The organism is Roseovarius sp. (assembly GCF_965277045.1).
Classification (GTDB): domain Bacteria; phylum Pseudomonadota; class Alphaproteobacteria; order Rhodobacterales; family Rhodobacteraceae; genus Roseovarius.
Window position 1 is genome coordinate 3,492,534 of the sequence record NZ_OZ255712.1, and the last position, 17,047, is coordinate 3,509,580.

The 17,047-nt window shown below is 63.8% G+C and carries 14 protein-coding genes; 9 read left to right on the plus strand and 5 right to left on the minus strand.

The features are described 5' to 3' along the window. Positions 1-149 precede the first annotated feature (149 nt). The 3 genes from secA (at position 150) to ACQY4V_RS17430 (ending at position 5,785) form a co-directional block, all read left to right on the plus strand. A complete protein-coding gene (gene secA / locus ACQY4V_RS17420; protein ID WP_428513844.1) occupies positions 150-2,870 on the plus strand; it encodes a preprotein translocase subunit SecA in 2,721 nt (906 codons plus the stop codon). 107 nt (positions 2,871-2,977) lie between these two features. Further along, positions 2,978-4,204 (plus strand): hypothetical protein, encoded by a 1,227-nt coding sequence (locus tag ACQY4V_RS17425; RefSeq protein WP_428513846.1) that lies wholly within the window; start codon positions 2,978-2,980, stop codon positions 4,202-4,204. A gap of 21 nt (positions 4,205-4,225) precedes the next feature. Next, entirely contained in the window at positions 4,226-5,785 is a 1,560-nt protein-coding gene (locus ACQY4V_RS17430; RefSeq protein WP_428513848.1) for a substrate-binding domain-containing protein, read from the plus strand. A gap of 4 nt (positions 5,786-5,789) precedes the next feature. On the opposite strand, the gene radC is transcribed toward ACQY4V_RS17430, so the two are convergent. The 3 genes from radC to dnaK all read right to left on the minus strand — a co-directional run bounded on the left by radC (position 5,790) and on the right by dnaK (position 9,869). Then, entirely contained in the window at positions 5,790-6,551 is a 762-nt protein-coding gene (radC, locus tag ACQY4V_RS17435) for a RadC family protein (protein ID WP_428513850.1), read from the minus strand. Positions 6,552-6,717: 166 nt separating this feature from the next. Continuing rightward, on the minus strand, positions 6,718-7,887 hold the full coding sequence (gene dnaJ, locus ACQY4V_RS17440) for a molecular chaperone DnaJ (protein ID WP_428513852.1): 1,170 nt from the start codon (positions 7,885-7,887) through the stop codon (positions 6,718-6,720). Between the two features lie 65 nt (positions 7,888-7,952). Beyond that, positions 7,953-9,869, minus strand: a complete 1,917-nt coding sequence (gene dnaK, locus ACQY4V_RS17445) for a molecular chaperone DnaK (protein WP_428513854.1) — start codon at positions 9,867-9,869, stop codon at positions 7,953-7,955. Positions 9,870-10,080: 211 nt separating this feature from the next. On the opposite strand from dnaK, the gene ACQY4V_RS17450 reads away from it, so the two are divergent. Further along, positions 10,081-10,689, plus strand: coding sequence for an alpha-ketoglutarate-dependent dioxygenase AlkB family protein (locus tag ACQY4V_RS17450; protein WP_428513856.1), 609 nt, complete (start codon positions 10,081-10,083; stop codon positions 10,687-10,689). 12 nt (positions 10,690-10,701) lie between these two features. On the opposite strand, the gene ACQY4V_RS17455 is transcribed toward ACQY4V_RS17450, so the two are convergent. Continuing rightward, positions 10,702-11,316, minus strand: coding sequence for an SH3 domain-containing protein (locus ACQY4V_RS17455; protein ID WP_428513858.1), 615 nt, complete (start codon positions 11,314-11,316; stop codon positions 10,702-10,704). Beyond that, positions 11,313-12,134, minus strand: coding sequence for an ABC transporter permease (locus ACQY4V_RS17460; protein WP_428513860.1), 822 nt, complete (start codon positions 12,132-12,134; stop codon positions 11,313-11,315). Before ACQY4V_RS17460 ends, ACQY4V_RS17455 begins: the two co-directional genes overlap by 4 nt. 138 nt (positions 12,135-12,272) lie before the next feature. Between ACQY4V_RS17460 and cysQ the strand changes: the two genes are divergently transcribed. From cysQ to ACQY4V_RS17485, 5 genes are all read left to right on the plus strand, one after another. After that, the gene (gene cysQ, locus ACQY4V_RS17465) at positions 12,273-13,070 is read left to right on the plus strand and encodes a 3'(2'),5'-bisphosphate nucleotidase CysQ (protein WP_428513862.1); all 798 of its coding nucleotides are present in this window, start codon (positions 12,273-12,275) and stop codon (positions 13,068-13,070) included. Then, entirely contained in the window at positions 13,070-13,870 is an 801-nt protein-coding gene (locus ACQY4V_RS17470) for a 3-deoxy-manno-octulosonate cytidylyltransferase (RefSeq protein ID WP_428513864.1), read from the plus strand. The genes cysQ and ACQY4V_RS17470 overlap by 1 nt, the downstream gene beginning before the upstream one ends. A gap of 119 nt (positions 13,871-13,989) precedes the next feature. Further along, a complete protein-coding gene (locus ACQY4V_RS17475; RefSeq protein WP_428513866.1) occupies positions 13,990-14,889 on the plus strand; it encodes a UTP--glucose-1-phosphate uridylyltransferase in 900 nt (299 codons plus the stop codon). A 16-nt stretch (positions 14,890-14,905) separates the two neighbouring features. Further along, the gene (galE, locus tag ACQY4V_RS17480; RefSeq protein ID WP_428513868.1) at positions 14,906-15,889 is read left to right on the plus strand and encodes a UDP-glucose 4-epimerase GalE; all 984 of its coding nucleotides are present in this window, start codon (positions 14,906-14,908) and stop codon (positions 15,887-15,889) included. A gap of 39 nt (positions 15,890-15,928) precedes the next feature. Continuing rightward, positions 15,929-16,951, plus strand: coding sequence for a glycosyltransferase family 2 protein (locus tag ACQY4V_RS17485; protein WP_428513870.1), 1,023 nt, complete (start codon positions 15,929-15,931; stop codon positions 16,949-16,951). The last annotated feature ends 96 nt before the right edge of the window (positions 16,952-17,047 follow it).

Consider the following 17,047-nt stretch of genomic DNA (forward strand, 5'->3'; position numbering starts at 1 on the left):
GTTGTGACGTTGACAGTCCATGAGCGGCCCCTTACATCGCCTTATGATCAAAGGCAGGGCCGTCCCCTTGGGCCCGTTCTAGGGCGGTGCGACGGACGGGGCAAGCGATTGCCATTCACGAGATAGCGAAAGACCGGAACGGATAGGATATGCTGGGTATTGGAACGGTTGCCAAGAAGATCTTTGGCACCCCGAACGACCGCAAGGTCAAGACGACCCGCCCGCTGGTGGAGAAGATCAACGCGCTGGAGCCCGAGTACGAGGCCCTCGATGACGCCGGACTGATCGCCAGGACCCAGGATTTCAAGAAACGTATCGCGGAGGGTGAGAGCCTTGACGCGATCCTGCCCGAAGCCTTTGCCAACTGCCGCGAGGCCGCGCGCCGGGCGCTGGGCCTGCGGGCCTTCGACGTGCAGCTGATGGGCGGGATCTTCCTGCACCAGGGCAATATCTCGGAGATGAAGACGGGCGAGGGCAAGACCCTCGTGGCGACCTTTCCGGCCTACCTGAACGCGCTGTCCGGCAAGGGCGTGCATATCGTGACGGTGAACGACTACCTCGCCAAGCGGGACGCCGAGTGGATGGGCAACGTGTTTTCCGCGCTGGGGATGACCACCGGCGTGGTCTATCCGCAGCAGCCGGATGACGAGAAGAAAGGCGCCTATGCCGCCGACATCACCTATGCGACCAACAACGAGCTTGGCTTCGATTACCTGCGCGACAACATGAAATCGAGCCTCGAGGAGATGGCGCAGCGCGGGCATTATTTCGCCATCGTCGACGAGGTGGATAGCATCCTGATCGACGAGGCGCGGACGCCGCTGATCATCTCGGGCCCGGCACAGGACCGCAGCGAGCTGTACGTGACGATCGACGGGCTGATCCCCAGCCTGGAAGAAGACCACTACAAGATCGACGAGAAGACCAAGAACGTCACCTTCACGGACGAAGGCAACGAATATATCGAAGAGCTGCTGCACCAGAAGGGTTTGTTGGAAGAGGGTCAGTCGCTGTACGATCCCGAGAGCACGACCATCGTGCACCACATGAATCAGGGCCTGCGGGCGCACAAGCTTTTCCTCAAGGACAGGGACTATATCGTCCGCGACAACGAGGTCGTGCTGATCGACGAGTTCACCGGGCGGATGATGGCCGGGCGGCGGTTGTCGGACGGTCTGCACCAGGCCATCGAAGCCAAGGAAGGCTGCGAGATCAAGCCCGAGAACGTGACGCTGGCGCAGGTGACGTTCCAGAACTATTTCCGCCTGTACGACAAGCTGTCGGGCATGACCGGCACGGCGACGACCGAGGCCGAGGAATTCGGGCAGATCTACGGGCTGGGCGTGGTCGAGGTGCCGACGAACAAGCCGATTGCGCGGGTGGACGAGGACGATGCCGTCTACCGGACCGCGCAGGAGAAGTTCGACGCGGTCGTGGACTCGATCAAGAAGGCGCATGAAAAGGGGCAGCCGATCCTGGTCGGCACCACCTCGATCGAGAAATCCGAAATGCTGAGCGAGCTTCTGAAGAAGGCGGGGGTGAAGCACAACGTGCTGAACGCGCGCCAGCACGAGCAGGAGGCGCAGATCGTCGCCGATGCGGGCAAGCTGAACGCCGTGACAATCGCCACCAACATGGCCGGGCGCGGGACCGACATCAAGCTGGGCGGGAACCTCGATTTCAAGATCATGGAGGCGATTGCCGCCGATCCCGAGGCCGACACCGAGGAGTTGCGCAAGCGGCTGGAAGCCGGGCACAAGGATGACGAGCAGGCGGTGATCGACGCCGGTGGCCTGTTCGTTCTGGCGACGGAACGGCACGAAAGCCGCCGGATCGACAACCAGCTGCGCGGCCGGTCCGGCCGGCAGGGCGACCCGGGGCGGTCGGCGTTCTTCCTGTCGCTGGACGATGACCTGATGCGCATTTTCGGCTCTGAACGGCTGGAAAAGGTGCTGTCCACGCTGGGCATGAAGGAAGGCGAGGCGATCATTCACCCGTGGGTGAACAAGAGCCTCGAGCGCGCGCAGGCGAAGGTCGAGGGGCGCAACTTCGACATCCGCAAGCAGTTGCTGAAATTCGATGACGTGATGAACGAGCAGCGGAAGGTGATCTTCCGCCAGCGTCTGGACATCATGGAAGCCAATGACCTGTCGGAGATCATCAAGGACATGCGCGGCGAGGTGATCGACGACCTGATCGATCAGTACATGCCGCCCAAGACCTATGCCGACCAATGGGACATGGAAGGGCTCTATGCCGCCGTGATCGAGCGGCTGAACCTGGATGTGCCGGTGATGGCCTGGGGTGACGAGGAAGGCGTGGACGACGACGAGATCGCCGACCGCCTGGAAGAGGCCGCCGACAAGATGATGGCCGAGAAGGCAGAGGCATTCGGGCCCAAGCAGATGCGGATGATCGAAAAGCAGGTGCTGCTTCAGACCATCGACAGCAAATGGCGTGAACACCTTCTGACGCTGGAACATCTGCGCAGTGTCGTCGGCTTTCGCGGGTATGCGCAGCGCGACCCGCTGAACGAATACAAAAACGAGGCATTCGCGCTGTTCGAGTCGATGCTGAACAGCCTGCGCCAGGACGTGACGCAGCAGTTGGCCCGCATCCGTCCGATGACGGACGAAGAACAGCAAAAGATGCTGCGCGACCTGCGGGCCAAGCAGGCCGCGATGGCGCCGAAACCGTCCGAGACCGAGGAACGCGAGCCCGGTGCCGAAAGCCTGAAGGATCCCACCGGCGCCGCCTTGCCCGGCTTTGACGAGAACGACCCGTCCACCTGGGGCAACCCGGGCCGGAACGAGGCGTGCCCCTGTGGTTCGGGCAAGAAGTTCAAGCATTGTCACGGGCGGCTGGGCTGACAAGGGGGCGCCACAACTCGGCCTCAATGACTCCGCTGGCGTGCCTTCAAGGGGCCACTTTCACGCAATAGCGTTCGCTCGACCTATGACAGGTTTGGGAGATCGTTATGATCAAGCTGGGCAATCCGAAGCGTATCGTCATGGCCGGCGTGACCATGGGCTGTGCCCTTGGTATCGGCTACATCATGCAGTCCTCTGCGACCGACCGCACCGTGACGCAGTCGGCCGCGCCCCAAGTCGAGTCCGAGACTGCCGAGGCGTTCGCGCAGGCCTTCGTCGGTGGCGCGCCCGCGCCGTCCGCCCCGGAGCCTGCTGCACCAGCGCCGGTTTCAGAGCCCGAAGCGGTCCCCGCCCCGCTGGACGACAAGATCGGAACCGTTGAAACGACCGAGACCCAAACGCCGCCCTTGCCGATGGCCGATCCCGCCGACAAGGCCATTTTTCGGACCGCCGCAATGACGGGCGGGCAGAGCTTTGATGTCGACGGGCTTCAGATCGAGAGGGTGGCGCTGACTTCGGCCGAGCCGGTGCCGCCCGCGCCCGCTCCGCAACCCAAGGCCTTGCCGGACACGCCGCTGGAACTGGCCGCGCTTCAGGATGCGCCCATTCGCACCTTCCCGAAGGAAGAGACGGCGCCGGCCCTGACCTGCGAAGGCGAGATCGAAATGACAGCAAGCCCCGCCGCCGCCGCGATGGTCCAGCTGGATCTGACCGCGCCGTGCGGGGCCAACACGCAGTTCACCCTGCACCATAACGGCATGATGTTCAGCGCGATCATCGACGACGACGGCGCGTGGTCGATGCAGGTGCCGGCGCTGGCGGAAACCGCGGTGTTCATCGCCGCCTTCGAGAGCGGCGATGGCGCGGTGGCAACCACCAACGTCGATACGCTGGACCGTTACGACCGCTATGTCGTGCAATGGCAGGGCCTGAGCGGGATGGAGCTTCACGCGATGGAATACGGTGCCGATTATGGCGAGGACGGTCATGTCTGGCGGGATGCGGGGCGCGATGCGACCAGCGCCGAGACGGGCCTGGGCGGGTTCCTGCTGCGACTTGGCGAAGGCGTCATCGAGGAGACGACCCTGATGGCGGAGGTCTACACCTTTCCGACGCGGAACGCGCAGCGCGACGGCGATGTGCAGGTCAGTCTCGAAGCCGAGATCAACGCCATGAATTGTGGACGCGACGTTGAAGCGCAGGCCCTGATCAAGCCGGGCGTCGGTGAAATGATGGCGCGGGACCTGACCATGGCCATCCCAGAGTGCGATGCCGTCGGCGACTTTCTGGTGTTGAAAAACCTGTACGAAGACCTGAAGATCGCACGCAACTGACGCTGCGATCCGAGGGCATCCATGAAAATGTACCGTGCGGCGGCCTTCGCCGCACTTTTCCTTTTTGCGGGCGTATTTCCGGCACATGCGCAGGACGTGACGCTGACCTCACGCGATGGCGACGTGGAAATCACTGGCAACCTGCTGGGGTTCGACGGTGAATTCTACCGCGTCGACACGATCTATGGCGAATTGACGGTCGACGGGTCCGGTGTGGATTGCGCCGGGCCGGGGTGCCCCAACCTGGATACCTACGTCGCCGAGATCGTGTTTTCGGGTGCGCCGACGATCGGGCGGCTGCTGATGCCCGCCTTGGTCGAGGCTTTCGCGATCCGTGAGGGCTTTGAAATGGAGCGCGAGGTGCTGGAGGACGGCAACCTTCTGTTGGCGATACATGATCCCGGCGAGGATCGCGTGGTCGGGGAGTTCGTGTTCCGCCTGACCAATTCCGACGAGGGGTTTGCCGACCTAATCGCGGATGTGGCGGACATCGCCATGTCGATGCGCGAGATCCGTCCCCAGGAAGTGTTCTTGGGCAAGGATGCCGCGCTGGGCGACATGTCGGCGCATGGGCGCGGCCGGGTGATGGCGCTGGAGGCGCTGGTGCCGGTGGTGGCGCCCTCGAACCCGCTGCGGCAGGTGACCCTGTCGGAGCTGGCACGCGTGCTGTCGGGGCAGGTCGACAACTGGGCCGGGCTGGGCGGGCCGGATGCCCCCATCGCGCTGCATCTTTTCGAGGAGACAAGCGGCCTGGGCCAGGCCACCGAAGACCTGGTGATGCGCCCCGCGGGCGTGGCGTTCACCGAGGCGATCACGCGGCATGGGGACGGCGCCGCGCTGGCCGAGGCCGTGGCCGGGGACCCCTTCGCGATGGGTCTGACGGCGCGGGCCGAGATCGGGAATACGGCGGCGCTTGCGCTTAGCGGCGAGTGCGGATTTGCCCTGAGGGCGACGCGCCGGGCGGTGAAGACCGAGGACTATCCGCTGACCGCGCCGATGTTTCTGTACCTGCCCGCACGGCGGCTTCCGAAGCTGGGGCGCGAGTTCCTGGCCTATCTGAAGGACCCCACGGCACAGCTGGTGATCCGGCGGGCGGGTTTCGTGGACCAGGCGCCCGAGGAAATCGGCATCGAGGAGCAGGGCGACCGCTTTGCCAATGCCATCGCGCAGGCGGGAGAGGAACTGGGGCTGGAGGAGCTGCAGCGGATGGTGGCGGCGCTGACGCCGCTGAAACGCCTGACGACGACCTTCCGGTTCGAGGCCGGATCGGCGCAGCTGGACGCCCAGTCTCGGTCTAACGTGGCGCAATTGGCGCGGGCGATGGAGGTCGGCAAATACGACGCGCGGCGGCTGGTCTTTGTGGGGTTCAGTGACGGCGCCGGTCCGGCCGAGAACAACCGGCGGATTGCCCTGCGCCGCGCCGAAGCCGTGCGCAGTGCCGTGGTCGCGGCGGCGGAGACGGCGAACATGGACCGGATCGGCATGGAGCTGGAAGCCTTCGGTGAGGCGATGCCGATGGCCTGTGACGGGACCGGATGGGGCCGCCGGATCAACCGGCGGGTCGAAGTCTGGGTACGGTAGCGCGCTAGATCAGGCCCTGGGCGCGGAAACTGGTTTCGCAGGATTTGCCGATGATGATGTGATCGTGCAGCGTGATGCCGAGCGCGCCCGCCGCCGTTTCGACCTGGATCGTCATGTCGATATCGGCCTGCGACGGTGTCGGATCGCCCGAGGGGTGGTTGTGCACGAGGATGAGCGCACTGGCATTGAGATGCAGGGCGCGCTTGACCACCTCGCGCGGGTAGACGGGCACATGATCGACGGTGCCGCGCGCCTGTTCCTCGTCGGCGATGAGCGTGTTGCGCCGATCGAGGTAGAAGACGCGGAACTGTTCGACATCCCGGTGCGCCATGGCGGTGTGACAATAGTCCAGCAGGGCATCCCAGCTGGAGACGATGGGGCGTTGGGCCACGCGGGAGCGCGCGAGGCGATGGGCGGCGGCCTCGACGATCTTGAGTTCGCAGATCACGGCCTCGCCCACGCCGGCCACGGTGCAAAGCTGGTCGAAGGGTGCGGAGATCACGGCGTTGAAGCTGCCGAACCGGTCCAGCAGGGCATGGGCCAGCGGTTTCACGTCGCGCCGTGGGATAGCGCGGAAAAGCACGAGTTCCAGCATCTCGTAATCGGGCAGCGCGGCGGCCCCGCCTGACATGAAACGATCGCGCAGGCGCTTGCGGTGGTCGCGGATGTAGGAGGGTTGCCTGCCCGGCGCACTTTCGGCGACGGGAACCTCGTCGCTGTCAAAGAGCGACGCGGGCATTTCCTTGAAGGCGCGCGAGTCGGACATGGTCCGATGGTGGCGTGGGAAGGTTAGTGAACGGTTAATGGCTGAAAGGAGGCCCCGGGTCAGGCCCGGGGCGGGGCTTTGCGTTGCGCGACGCCATCCCGGACCTGATCCGGGATCTCCAACTGCGGGAGATCCTCGTGTAAAGCACGAGGATGACGTTTGCGCATTAGCTTTTCATCGAGTCCCAGAAGCCCTTCACCGATTTGAAGAAGCTCTTGGTTTCCGGGTTGTTGTCCTCTGACAGCGTGTCGAATTCCTTGAGGATTTCCTTTTGCCGCCCCGTCAGGTTGACCGGGGTCTCCACGGCCAGTTCGATGAACATGTCGCCGTGGCCGCCGCCGCGCAGGGCGGGCATGCCCTTGCCGCGCAGGCGCATCTGGCGGCCCGATTGCGAACCTTCGGGAATCTTCACGCGGCTGCGGCCGCCGTCGATCGTGGGCACCTCGATGTCGCCGCCGAGCGCGGCCTTGGCCACGGACACGGGCACGCGGCAGAAAAGGTTGGTGTCCTCACGCTCGAAGATCTTGTGGGGCGCGACCTCGATGAAGATATACAGATCGCCCGCAGGACCCCCGCGCATTCCGGCCTCGCCTTCACCGGCCAACCGGATGCGGGTGCCGGTCTCGACGCCGGCGGGGATGTTCACCGACAGCGAGCGGTCCTTCTGCACACGGCCTTGGCCCGCACACACGTTGCAGGGATTCTTGATGATCTGGCCCAGGCCCGAACAGGTGGGGCAGGTGCGTTCGACCGTGAAGAACCCCTGTTGCGCACGGACCTTGCCCATGCCTGAACAGGTCGGACAGGTGGTCGGCTCGGCGCCGCCTTCGGCCCCGGAGCCGTCGCAGGCGTCACAGGCCACGGAGGTGGGCACGTTGATGGTTTTCTGCAGGCCGCGATAGGCCTCGTCGAGGTTGACGCGCAGATTGTAGCGCAGGTCGGCGCCACGCGCGGCGCGCTGACGTCCGCCGGCACCGCCACGGGCGCCGCCGCCCATGAAGTCGCCGAAGAGGTCGTCGAACACGTCGGAGAACGCGCTGGCGAAATCGCCTTGGCCGGGGCCGGCCCCGCCGAACCCGCCGCCGGGGCGTGCGCCCGCGCCGGTGCCGCCCTCGAAGGCGGCGTGACCGAAGCGGTCATAGGCCGCCTTCTTCTCGGCGTCCTTCAGGATGTCATAGGCCTCGCCCGCCTCCTTGAATTGCTTCTCGGCGTCGGGGTTGTCCTTGTTGCGGTCGGGGTGAAGCTCTTTGGCCTTGGTGCGGTAGGCTTTCTTGATCTCGTCGGCGTTGGCACCTTTCGAGACGCCAAGAACGTCGTAATAATCGCGTTTGGCCATCGGATGTCTCCTTTGTATCGGAGAGCAGGGAGCGCCGGTGCGCCCCCTGCCTGTCCGTTTGACGCTTAAGCGCGTTTATCGTTGTCGAGGTCCTCGAAATCGGCGTCGACGATGTCTTCATCGTCCTTACCCATTTCGTCGGCCGCCGCAGGCTCGTCGTCGCCGTCTTCCTGGCTGGCCTTGTAGATCGCCTCGCCCAACTTCATGGCGGCCTCGGTCACGTTCTGGATGCCGGCCTTGATCTTGTCGGCGGTGGCATCCTCTTTCTCGAGGTCGTCCTTGAGGGCCGAGATGGCCAGTTCGATGGCTTCGATGGTGGACGGGTCCACCTTGTCCGAATGCTCTTCCATCGACTTCTCGGTCGAGTGGATGAGGCTTTCGGCCTGGTTGCGGGCCTCGACCAGGGCGCGACGCTCCTTGTCGGCGTCGGCGTTTTCCTCGGCGTCCTTGACCATCTTGTCGATGTCTTCCTCGGACAGACCGCCCGACGCCTGGATCGTGATCTTCTGCTCCTTGTTCGTGCCCTTGTCCTTGGCCGACACGGAGACGATGCCGTTGGCGTCGATGTCGAAGGTCACCTCGATCTGGGGCATGCCGCGCGGGGCCGGCGGAATGTCCTCGAGGTTGAACTGACCCAGAAGCTTGTTGTCCGCGGCCATCTCACGCTCGCCCTGGAAGACGCGGATCGTCACGGCCGACTGGTTGTCCTCGGCGGTGGAGAAGATCTGCGACTTGTTGGTCGGGATCGTGGTGTTGCGGTCGATCAGGCGGGTGAAGACACCGCCCAGGGTTTCGATGCCGAGCGAGAGCGGCGTGACGTCCAGAAGGACGACGTCCTTGACGTCGCCTTGCAGAACGCCGGCCTGAATGGCGGCGCCCATGGCGACGACCTCGTCGGGGTTCACACCCTTGTGGGGTTCCTTGCCAAAGAACTTGGTCACTTCCTCGACCACCTTGGGCATACGGGTCATGCCGCCGACCAGGACGACCTCGTCGATGTCGCTGGCCGAGAGGCCCGCATCCTTGAGCGCGGCCTTGCAGGGCTTGAGCGAGTTGGTGATGAGGTCACCCACCAGGCTTTCCAGCTTGGCGCGGGTCAACTTCATGACCATGTGCAGCGGCTGGCCGTTGGCGCCCATCGAGATGAACGGCTGGTTGATCTCGGTCTGAGACGAGCTGGACAACTCGATCTTGGCTTTCTCGGCGGCCTCTTTCAGGCGTTGCAGCGCCATCTTGTCCTTGGTCAGGTCGACGCTGTGTTCCTTTTTGAACTCATCCGCGAGGTAGTTGACGATGCGCATGTCGAAGTCTTCACCGCCGAGGAACGTGTCGCCGTTGGTGGATTTGACCTCGAAGAGGCCTTCGTCGATTTCGAGGATGGTCACGTCGAACGTACCACCGCCAAGGTCATAGACCGCGATGGTCTGCGTTTCTTCCTTGTCGAGGCCATAGGCCAGCGCGGCCGCGGTCGGCTCGTTGATGATGCGCAGCACTTCGAGACCGGCGATCTTGCCGGCGTCTTTCGTGGCCTGACGCTGGGCGTCGTTGAAATAGGCGGGCACGGTGATGACGGCTTGCGTCACTTCCTCGCCGAGATAGCTTTCGGCGGTCTCTTTCATCTTGCCGAGGATGAAGGCCGAGATCTGGCTGGGCGAATACTTGTCGCCCTTGGCGCGCACCCAGGCGTCGCCATTGCCACCGTCGATCACTTCGAACGGCATGTTCTTCTTGTCCTTGGCCAGATCGCTGTCGTCCGCGCGACGGCCAATCAGGCGCTTGACGCCGAAGACGGTGTTTTCAGGGTTGGTGACCGCCTGGCGTTTCGCCGGCTGGCCGACAAGGCGCTCTTCGTCGGTGAAGGCGACGATCGAGGGCGTCGTACGGGCGCCTTCGGAGTTTTCGATGACGCGGGCTTGCGAACCATCCATGATGGCGACGCAGCTGTTGGTGGTTCCGAGGTCAATACCAATGACTTTGGACATGTTTTTCGATCCCTTCTGTTCTTAAGGCGATTGAGGGGCGACCGGACCCGTTAAAGGCATCTGGCCACCGTGTGAGTTACAGATCCCGAAAGCGGTCTCTGCGCTTCGGACGGTATATAGGCAGGGGAATATGGCCCTGCAAGCGGTTGAAAAGCGGTGAATCGCAGGATTCGGGTTTTAATTTGGCGGATTCGATGGAATCCGGGGAGACATGACCGACGAGACGCTTCAGATACGCGGATTTCGCATTTTCAAGGGTTATCTTGAAGCCGCGGAGCAGGCCGCGCTGGTGGACGCTTTGCGGGGCGTGGTGCGCGCGGCGCCGCTGTTTTCGCCGATGACGCCCTATGGCAAGCCGATGCGGGTCAGGATGACCTCGGCAGGGCGCTATGGCTGGGTGTCGGACCGGCGCGGATACCGTTACGAGGAGCGGCACCCCGAGGGTATGGCCTGGCCGCCGATCCCCGAGGAGGTTCTGTCGATCTGGCGCGACCTGGTAAGCGCCGAGAGGATGCCGGATTGCTGCCTGGTGAATTTCTACGATGCCGACGCGCGGATGGGGATGCACCAGGACCGCGACGAGGCCGATTTCGGCTGGCCGGTGCTGTCCGTGTCGCTGGGCGACGAGGGGCTGTTTCGCATCGGGAACGCGACGCGGGGCGGCAAGACCGAGTCGCACTGGCTGCAATCGGGGGATGTGGTGGTTATGGGCGGCGACGCGCGGCTAACCTATCACGGGATCGACCGGATCAGGCCGGGCACCTCGATGCTGCTGGAAAAGCCGGGGCGCATCAACCTGACATGCCGGGTGGTGGACTGACCACAGCCGCGCCTAGCGCGACAGGTTGCAGCAGCCGGTCAGGTAGGTGACGCCGGAATCCTCGGTGACGAAGAGGTCGACGCTCATGCCATAGTAGCGGTCGGACATGCCGTCGGTGCAGGCATCCCGCTGGAACATGAAGGTGAAGACTTCTTGAGTCTGCGACTGGCCGAATAAGGCGTAGCGGTCCGTCCGGTTCTCCGACGTGACCGGATCGAGCGTGGAGACCGAGACCGGGTCTTCGTCCATGCGGTCGAGAGTGGCGCTGGCGGTGCGCGCGACTTCGAGCGACCAGAACGGTTCGGTTCCGGTGCAGACAAGGGGGCGGGGCAGTTCATCGTCGGGCTGGTCGGCGCGGCGCGTGAGGAAACGCGCGGCGACCCAGCCCGACTGTTCCTCGACATTGATGCGCGCCCACTCGCGGCTGTCGTCGAAGCCCACGACCTCGATATAGGTGGCGCCGGAGTCCAGCTTGGCGACGATGGAATTGCCGACGCCGGGCGCGGCGCGCACGTTCAGGACATCGTCCGGCGCCACGCCGGACACGTCGTAGAAGGCGGGCACGGCCTGGGCGTGGGCAAGGCTGGCCCAGAGCGACAGAAGACAGGCTGACAGGACTGCTTTCATCGGCGGGCGTACCAGCTGCTGGAGGCGAACTGACGCGTGTAGAACTCTGCCAGCAGGCCGAGAACAAGCAGGACACAGCCGACGATCAGGGCATACTGCGCGTTGGTGTTGTGCGGGAAATAGTTGGCGAACACGTAACCGCGACACTGGTCGATGGCGTGAAACAGCGGATTCCAGTCGAACATGGCCAGCATGTAGCCGGGCAGCGTGTTGGCGACGAAAAGCTTGCCCGACGCAATCATGTTGGCGCGGGTGTAGACGACCTGGACCAGGTTCACGGCGGTCGGAAACCAGGGTTTCGCCGCCATGATCAGCAGCCCGACGCCGCAACCTGTGAACCACGCCAGGAGAAGCATCCCGAGGGCGCCGATCGGATCGTCGATTTCGATCCGCTGAAAGGCGGTGTGATACACGAACAGGATCACCAGGGCGGACAGCACCTGGATATACAGGGCACCCAGTGCGGCGGACGTGATGGAGATCACCGTGTTCATCGGTGCGTGCTGCATCATCGGGGAGGACGGCCCCGCCGCCCCGGCGACCGCCCCAAGGGATTTGACATGGGTGAGATAAAGGAACACGCCGGACATCATATAGAGCATGAAATCGCCGCGCAGCTTGGCGCCCCGCAGGCCCAGCACCGTGAACATGAAATAGAAGGCGAGGACAAAGATGATCGCCGTGCTGATATTGACGAACAGCGCCATGAAGGCATTGCCATGCGTGCTGCGCACATCCCGGACGGTGGTGTGGTAGATCAGCTCGCAGATCGTCACGATGGACGACAGCAGGGATTTCTTGCGCGTGTTCTGAAACATGACCTGTCTGGACCGGCTGCCTTTTGCTGAAATCTCACACGGAATTCTTGCCGTTCCGTTAGTGACGCAGCATAAGGGGCGCGCAACATTCCCGCAACAAACGCCTTTGCGGACTGTGAAAAAGAATTGGAGCAGGGTTTGGATTACGACAAACTTGTCACGGTGATGCGCCGGCTGGCGCTGGAAGCCGGCGATCGGATCATGGAGATCTACGACGCCGACGATTTCGATGTGAAGGTGAAGTCGGATGACAGCCCGGTCACGGCCGCGGACGAGGCGGCGGACAGGATCATCTCGGACGGGCTGCGCGCGGCGTTTCCCGATGTGACGCTGATCACCGAGGAACAGGCCGACACCCACGGGGCGCGGGCCGATACGTTCCTGATCGTCGATCCGCTGGACGGAACGAAGGAATTCATTCACCGCCGCGGCGACTTTACGGTCAATATCGCCTATGTCGAGAACGGCGTGCCAACGCGTGGCGTGGTCTATGCGCCGGCCAAGGGCCGGATGTTCTTTACCCGGGAAGATGGTACATCGGTCGAGGAAACCGGGCCGTTTGCCCGCCACAGGTCGGGCGCGCTGACCGAAATCGGCGTGTCGAAACCCGACAATGATGCGCTTATGGTGGTGGCCAGCAAGTCCCACCGGGATCAGGCCACGGACGATTACATCGGCAAGTATGCCGTGAAGGACATGACAAGCGCCGGGTCCTCGCTGAAATTCTGCCTGGTCGCGACCGGCGAGGCGGATATCTATCCGCGCCTGGGCCGGACGATGGAATGGGACACCGCCGCCGGGCACGCCGTGCTGGCGGGGGCCGGCGGTCGGGTCGTGCGGTTCGATGACCAGACGCCGCTGACCTATGGCAAGGAGAACTTCGCCAACCCCTTCTTTATCGGCCACGCGCCCGGGGTCGAGCTGAAGCCCGCCTGATGAGTGTTCTGATCGTCATTCCGGCGCGATATGCCTCGAGCCGCTTTCCGGGCAAGCCGCTGGCGATGCTGCGCGGCGCCGACGGGACCTCGAAAAGCCTGATCGAGCGCAGTTGGCGTGCCGCGCAGAGCGTGGCCGGCGTCGCGCGGGTGGTCGTGGCCACGGATGACGCCCGGATCGAGGACGCAGCGCGCGCCTTTGGCGCGGAGGTGGTGATGACGTCGCCGGACTGTGCCAACGGAACCGAGCGCTGCGCCGAGGCGCTGCGCAGCGTCGGGGAGGACTACGAGATCGTGGTCAACCTGCAGGGCGATGCGCCGCTGACGCCGCACTGGTTCGTCGAGGATCTTGTCGCCGGGATGCGCAGCGACCCGCAGGCCGACGTGGCCACCCCGGTGCTGCGCTGCGATGGTCGTGCGCTCAACGGGTTTCTGCAGGACCGGGCGAATGGGCGTGTCGGCGGTACGACGGCCGTTTTCAGCCGATCTCGACATGCGCTCTACTTCTCCAAGGAAGTCATTCCCTATACTTCGGAAGTATATGACGACGGGGCAGATACCCCGGTCTTTCACCATGTGGGCGTCTATGCCTACAGACCGGAGGCGTTGTACGCCTATGGCGACTGGTCGGCAGGTCCGCTGGAACAGCTGGAAGGCCTGGAACAGTTGCGGTTTCTCGAGAACGGGCGCGCTATCCTGTGCGTCGAGGTCGAGGCACGCGGACGGCAATTCTGGGAACTCAACAACCCGGAAGATATTGAGAGAATAGAAGGCATGATGCGCGAGATGCACATGTCATGAGCAATACGAGATGAAGGCACGAGGTTTCATGGACCTGCCATATATGACCCGTTGTGTTCCGGTCGGCAGCGTGAGCCAAGTTGTTTCGTAATGCAGTGAACGCGGTTAAGGAGCTTCTGATGCGTAAGAAACTGACAAAGGCAATCTTCCCTGTCGCAGGGCTTGGCACGCGTTTTCTGCCGGCGACCAAGTCGGTGCCGAAAGAGATCATGACCCTGGTCGACCGCCCGCTGGTGCAATACGCCATCGACGAGGCGCGCGAGGCGGGGATCAAGGAATTCATTTTTGTCACCTCGCGCGGCAAGGGCGCGCTGGAGGATTATTTCGACAACGCGCCGCAGCTTGAGCAGGAATTGCGCAAGAAGGGCAAGGACGAGCTGCTGGAGATCCTGAAGTCCACCAACATGGACAGCGGCGAGATCGCCTATACCCGCCAGAACAAGGCGCTGGGCCTGGGCCACGCGGTGTGGTGCGCGCGGCGCCTGATCGGCAACGAGCCCTTCGCGGTGATCCTGCCCGACGACGTGATCGCGGCGGAAAAATCGTGCCTGGCGCAGATGGCCGAGGCGTTCAAGGAAACCGATGGCGAGAACAACATGGTGGCCGCCATGGAAGTGCCCGCGGACAAGGCCTCGGCCTATGGTGTGCTGGACGTCAAGGAGGACATGGGCCGGATGGTCACCACCAAGGGCATGGTCGAAAAGCCTGCCCCGGGCGAGGCGCCGTCGAACCTTGCGGTGATCGGGCGATATATCCTGACGCCGACCGTTCTGCAGAAGCTGAACAAGAAGCAGACCGGCGCGGGCGGAGAAATCCAGCTGACCGATGCGATCGACTCGGCCCGGGACGAGGGCGAAGAGGTTCCGGGCTTCCGCTTCGAGGGCGAGCGGTTCGACTGCGGCTCGAAGTCCGGGTTCCTTCAGGCCACGGTGGCCTTCGCGCTGAACCGGCCAGAGTTGCGCGACGACCTGATGAAGTACCTGACGGACGTGGTTCAGCCGGCCAAGGCCGCCCAGTAACGAAGGAGCCCGTCCCGTGGCCAATATTCTTGTCACCGGAGGGGCCGGGTATATCGGCTCGCACGCCTGCAAGGCGCTGGCGGCCGCCGGGTATACGCCGATAACCTATGACAACCTGAGCACCGGATGGGCCGAGGCGGTCCGGTTCGGCCCGTTCGAGCAGGGCGACCTGCGCGATCGGGCGCGGCTCGATTCCGTGTTCGCGGCCTATCAGCCGACCGCCGTGCTGCATTTCGGCGCGCTGAGCCAGGTGGGCGAGAGCATGCGCGAGCCGGGCCGGTACTGGGACAACAACGTCACGGGGTCGCTGGTGTTGATGGAAGCGGCGGTGGCGGCCGGGTGTCTGAAGCTGGTGTTTTCATCGACCTGCGCGACCTATGGCGATCAGGACAACGTGGTTCTGGACGAGGCCAGCCCCCAGGCGCCGATCAACGCCTACGGCGCGTCAAAGCGCGCGATCGAGGATATGTTGGGGGATTTCGAGGCGGCCCATGGGCTGCACCACGTGATTTTCCGCTATTTCAACGTGGCGGGTGCGGACCCGGAGGCGGAGGTGGGCGAGTTTCACCAGCCGGAGACGCATCTTGTGCCGCTGATCCTGGATGCGGTGGATGGCAAGCGCGACGCGCTGACCATCTTCGGGACGGATTACGACACGCCCGACGGGACCTGCATCCGCGACTACGTGCATGTCTGCGATCTTGTCGATGCGCATGTTCTTGGGCTGAAATGGCTGGAAGACGGCAAGCAAAGCCGTGTCTTCAACCTGGGCACCGGCGACGGTTTCTCGGTGCGCGAGGTGATCGACCACGCGCGCAGCATCACCAAAAAGGACGTGCCCGTCGTCGAGGGGCTGCGGCGGCCCGGCGACTGTACCAAGCTGGTGTCGGGGTCGGAGCGCGCGGTGTCCGAGCTGGGCTGGAACCCGTCACGCTCGACGCTGGACGAGATGATCCGCGATGCGTGGCGGTGGCATCAAACTGGACATTACGAGAAATAACGCCGACCCTGCGGTCGAAGGAAGGGTCAGGCAGGACGGATGAGCGTGCTTTCTGAGGCGTGGGTGGCGTACAGGCTTCGATGGAAGCGCCGGCGCCTGTTGTTCCGTGCGCTGCGCAAGCGACGCCAGCTGCGCCCGGTGGTGGACCGCACCGACCGTATCGCGCCGGGGGATATCCTGTGCTTTTCCACCGTCCGCAACGAGGCGGTGCGCCTGCCGTTTTTCCTGCAGCACCATCGCGCGCTGGGCGTGCGGCATTTCCTGTTTGTGGACAATGACAGCGACGACGGCACGCGCGAGTACCTTGAGGCGCAGGAGGACGTTTCGCTGTGGCGGACGAAGGCCAGCTACAAGCTGTCGCGCTTCGGGGTCGACTGGCTGACATGGTTGCAGATGCAGCATGGGCACGGGCACTGGTGCCTGACGTTGGATGTCGACGAGATCCTGATCTATCCGCATCACGAGACCCGGCCCCTGCCCGCGCTGGTCGAACGGCTGGAGCAATCCGGCCGCCGGTCTTTCGGCACGCTGATGCTGGACATGTATCCCAAGGGCCCGCTGGCGGCGCATCCCTACGCGGCGGGCGACGATCCGTTCGAGCGGCTGTGCTGGTTCGATGGTGGCAACTACATGATCCAGAAGAAGCCGGACCTGCACAACCTGTGGATCCAGGGCGGGGTGCGGGCGCGCAGGTTCTTTGCCGAACGGCCCGAGCGGGCGCCGACGATGGGCAAGATGCCCCTGGTGAAGTGGAACCGCCGCTACGCCTATGTCAGCAGCGCGCATTCCCTGCTGCCACGGCGCCTGAACCGGGTCTACGACGAGCAGGGCGGAGAGCTTCTGTCCGGGATCCTGCTGCACACGAAGTTCCTGAACACGATCGTCGACCGCTCGGCCGAAGAGAAGACGCGGGCCGAGCATTTCGCCAACAGCACGCTTTACGACAGCTACTACGACGCGCTGACCGAAAACCCGGACCTGTGGTGCGAGCAGTCCACGCGGCTGATCGGGTGGCGGCAGCTGGAGGCGATGGGCCTGATGTCGAAAGGTAACTGGATTTGATGAGTTCGGAATTGTTTGCGTTTTGTAAACAGTCGCTTATACCGGAGCGAGGGGAACGGAGCCGGTGTTTTCATCGGTGTACCATTTTGGAAAAGA

Bases quoted from the DNA above. Each gene is read 5' to 3' on its own strand.
- secA (WP_428513844.1), top strand. From the start codon at position 150: ATGCTGGGTATTGGAACGGTTGCCAAGAAGATCTTTGGCACCCCGAAC.
- ACQY4V_RS17425 (WP_428513846.1), top strand. From the start codon at position 2,978: ATGATCAAGCTGGGCAATCCGAAGCGTATCGTCATGGCCGGCGTGACC.
- ACQY4V_RS17430 (WP_428513848.1), top strand. From the start codon at position 4,226: ATGAAAATGTACCGTGCGGCGGCCTTCGCCGCACTTTTCCTTTTTGCG.
- radC (WP_428513850.1), bottom strand. From the start codon at position 6,551: ATGTCCGACTCGCGCGCCTTCAAGGAAATGCCCGCGTCGCTCTTTGAC.
- dnaJ (WP_428513852.1), bottom strand. From the start codon at position 7,887: ATGGCCAAACGCGATTATTACGACGTTCTTGGCGTCTCGAAAGGTGCC.
- dnaK (WP_428513854.1), bottom strand. From the start codon at position 9,869: ATGTCCAAAGTCATTGGTATTGACCTCGGAACCACCAACAGCTGCGTC.
- ACQY4V_RS17450 (WP_428513856.1), top strand. From the start codon at position 10,081: ATGACCGACGAGACGCTTCAGATACGCGGATTTCGCATTTTCAAGGGT.
- ACQY4V_RS17455 (WP_428513858.1), bottom strand. From the start codon at position 11,316: ATGAAAGCAGTCCTGTCAGCCTGTCTTCTGTCGCTCTGGGCCAGCCTT.
- ACQY4V_RS17460 (WP_428513860.1), bottom strand. From the start codon at position 12,134: ATGTTTCAGAACACGCGCAAGAAATCCCTGCTGTCGTCCATCGTGACG.
- ACQY4V_RS17470 (WP_428513864.1), top strand. From the start codon at position 13,070: ATGAGTGTTCTGATCGTCATTCCGGCGCGATATGCCTCGAGCCGCTTT.
- ACQY4V_RS17475 (WP_428513866.1), top strand. From the start codon at position 13,990: ATGCGTAAGAAACTGACAAAGGCAATCTTCCCTGTCGCAGGGCTTGGC.
- ACQY4V_RS17485 (WP_428513870.1), top strand. From the start codon at position 15,929: ATGAGCGTGCTTTCTGAGGCGTGGGTGGCGTACAGGCTTCGATGGAAG.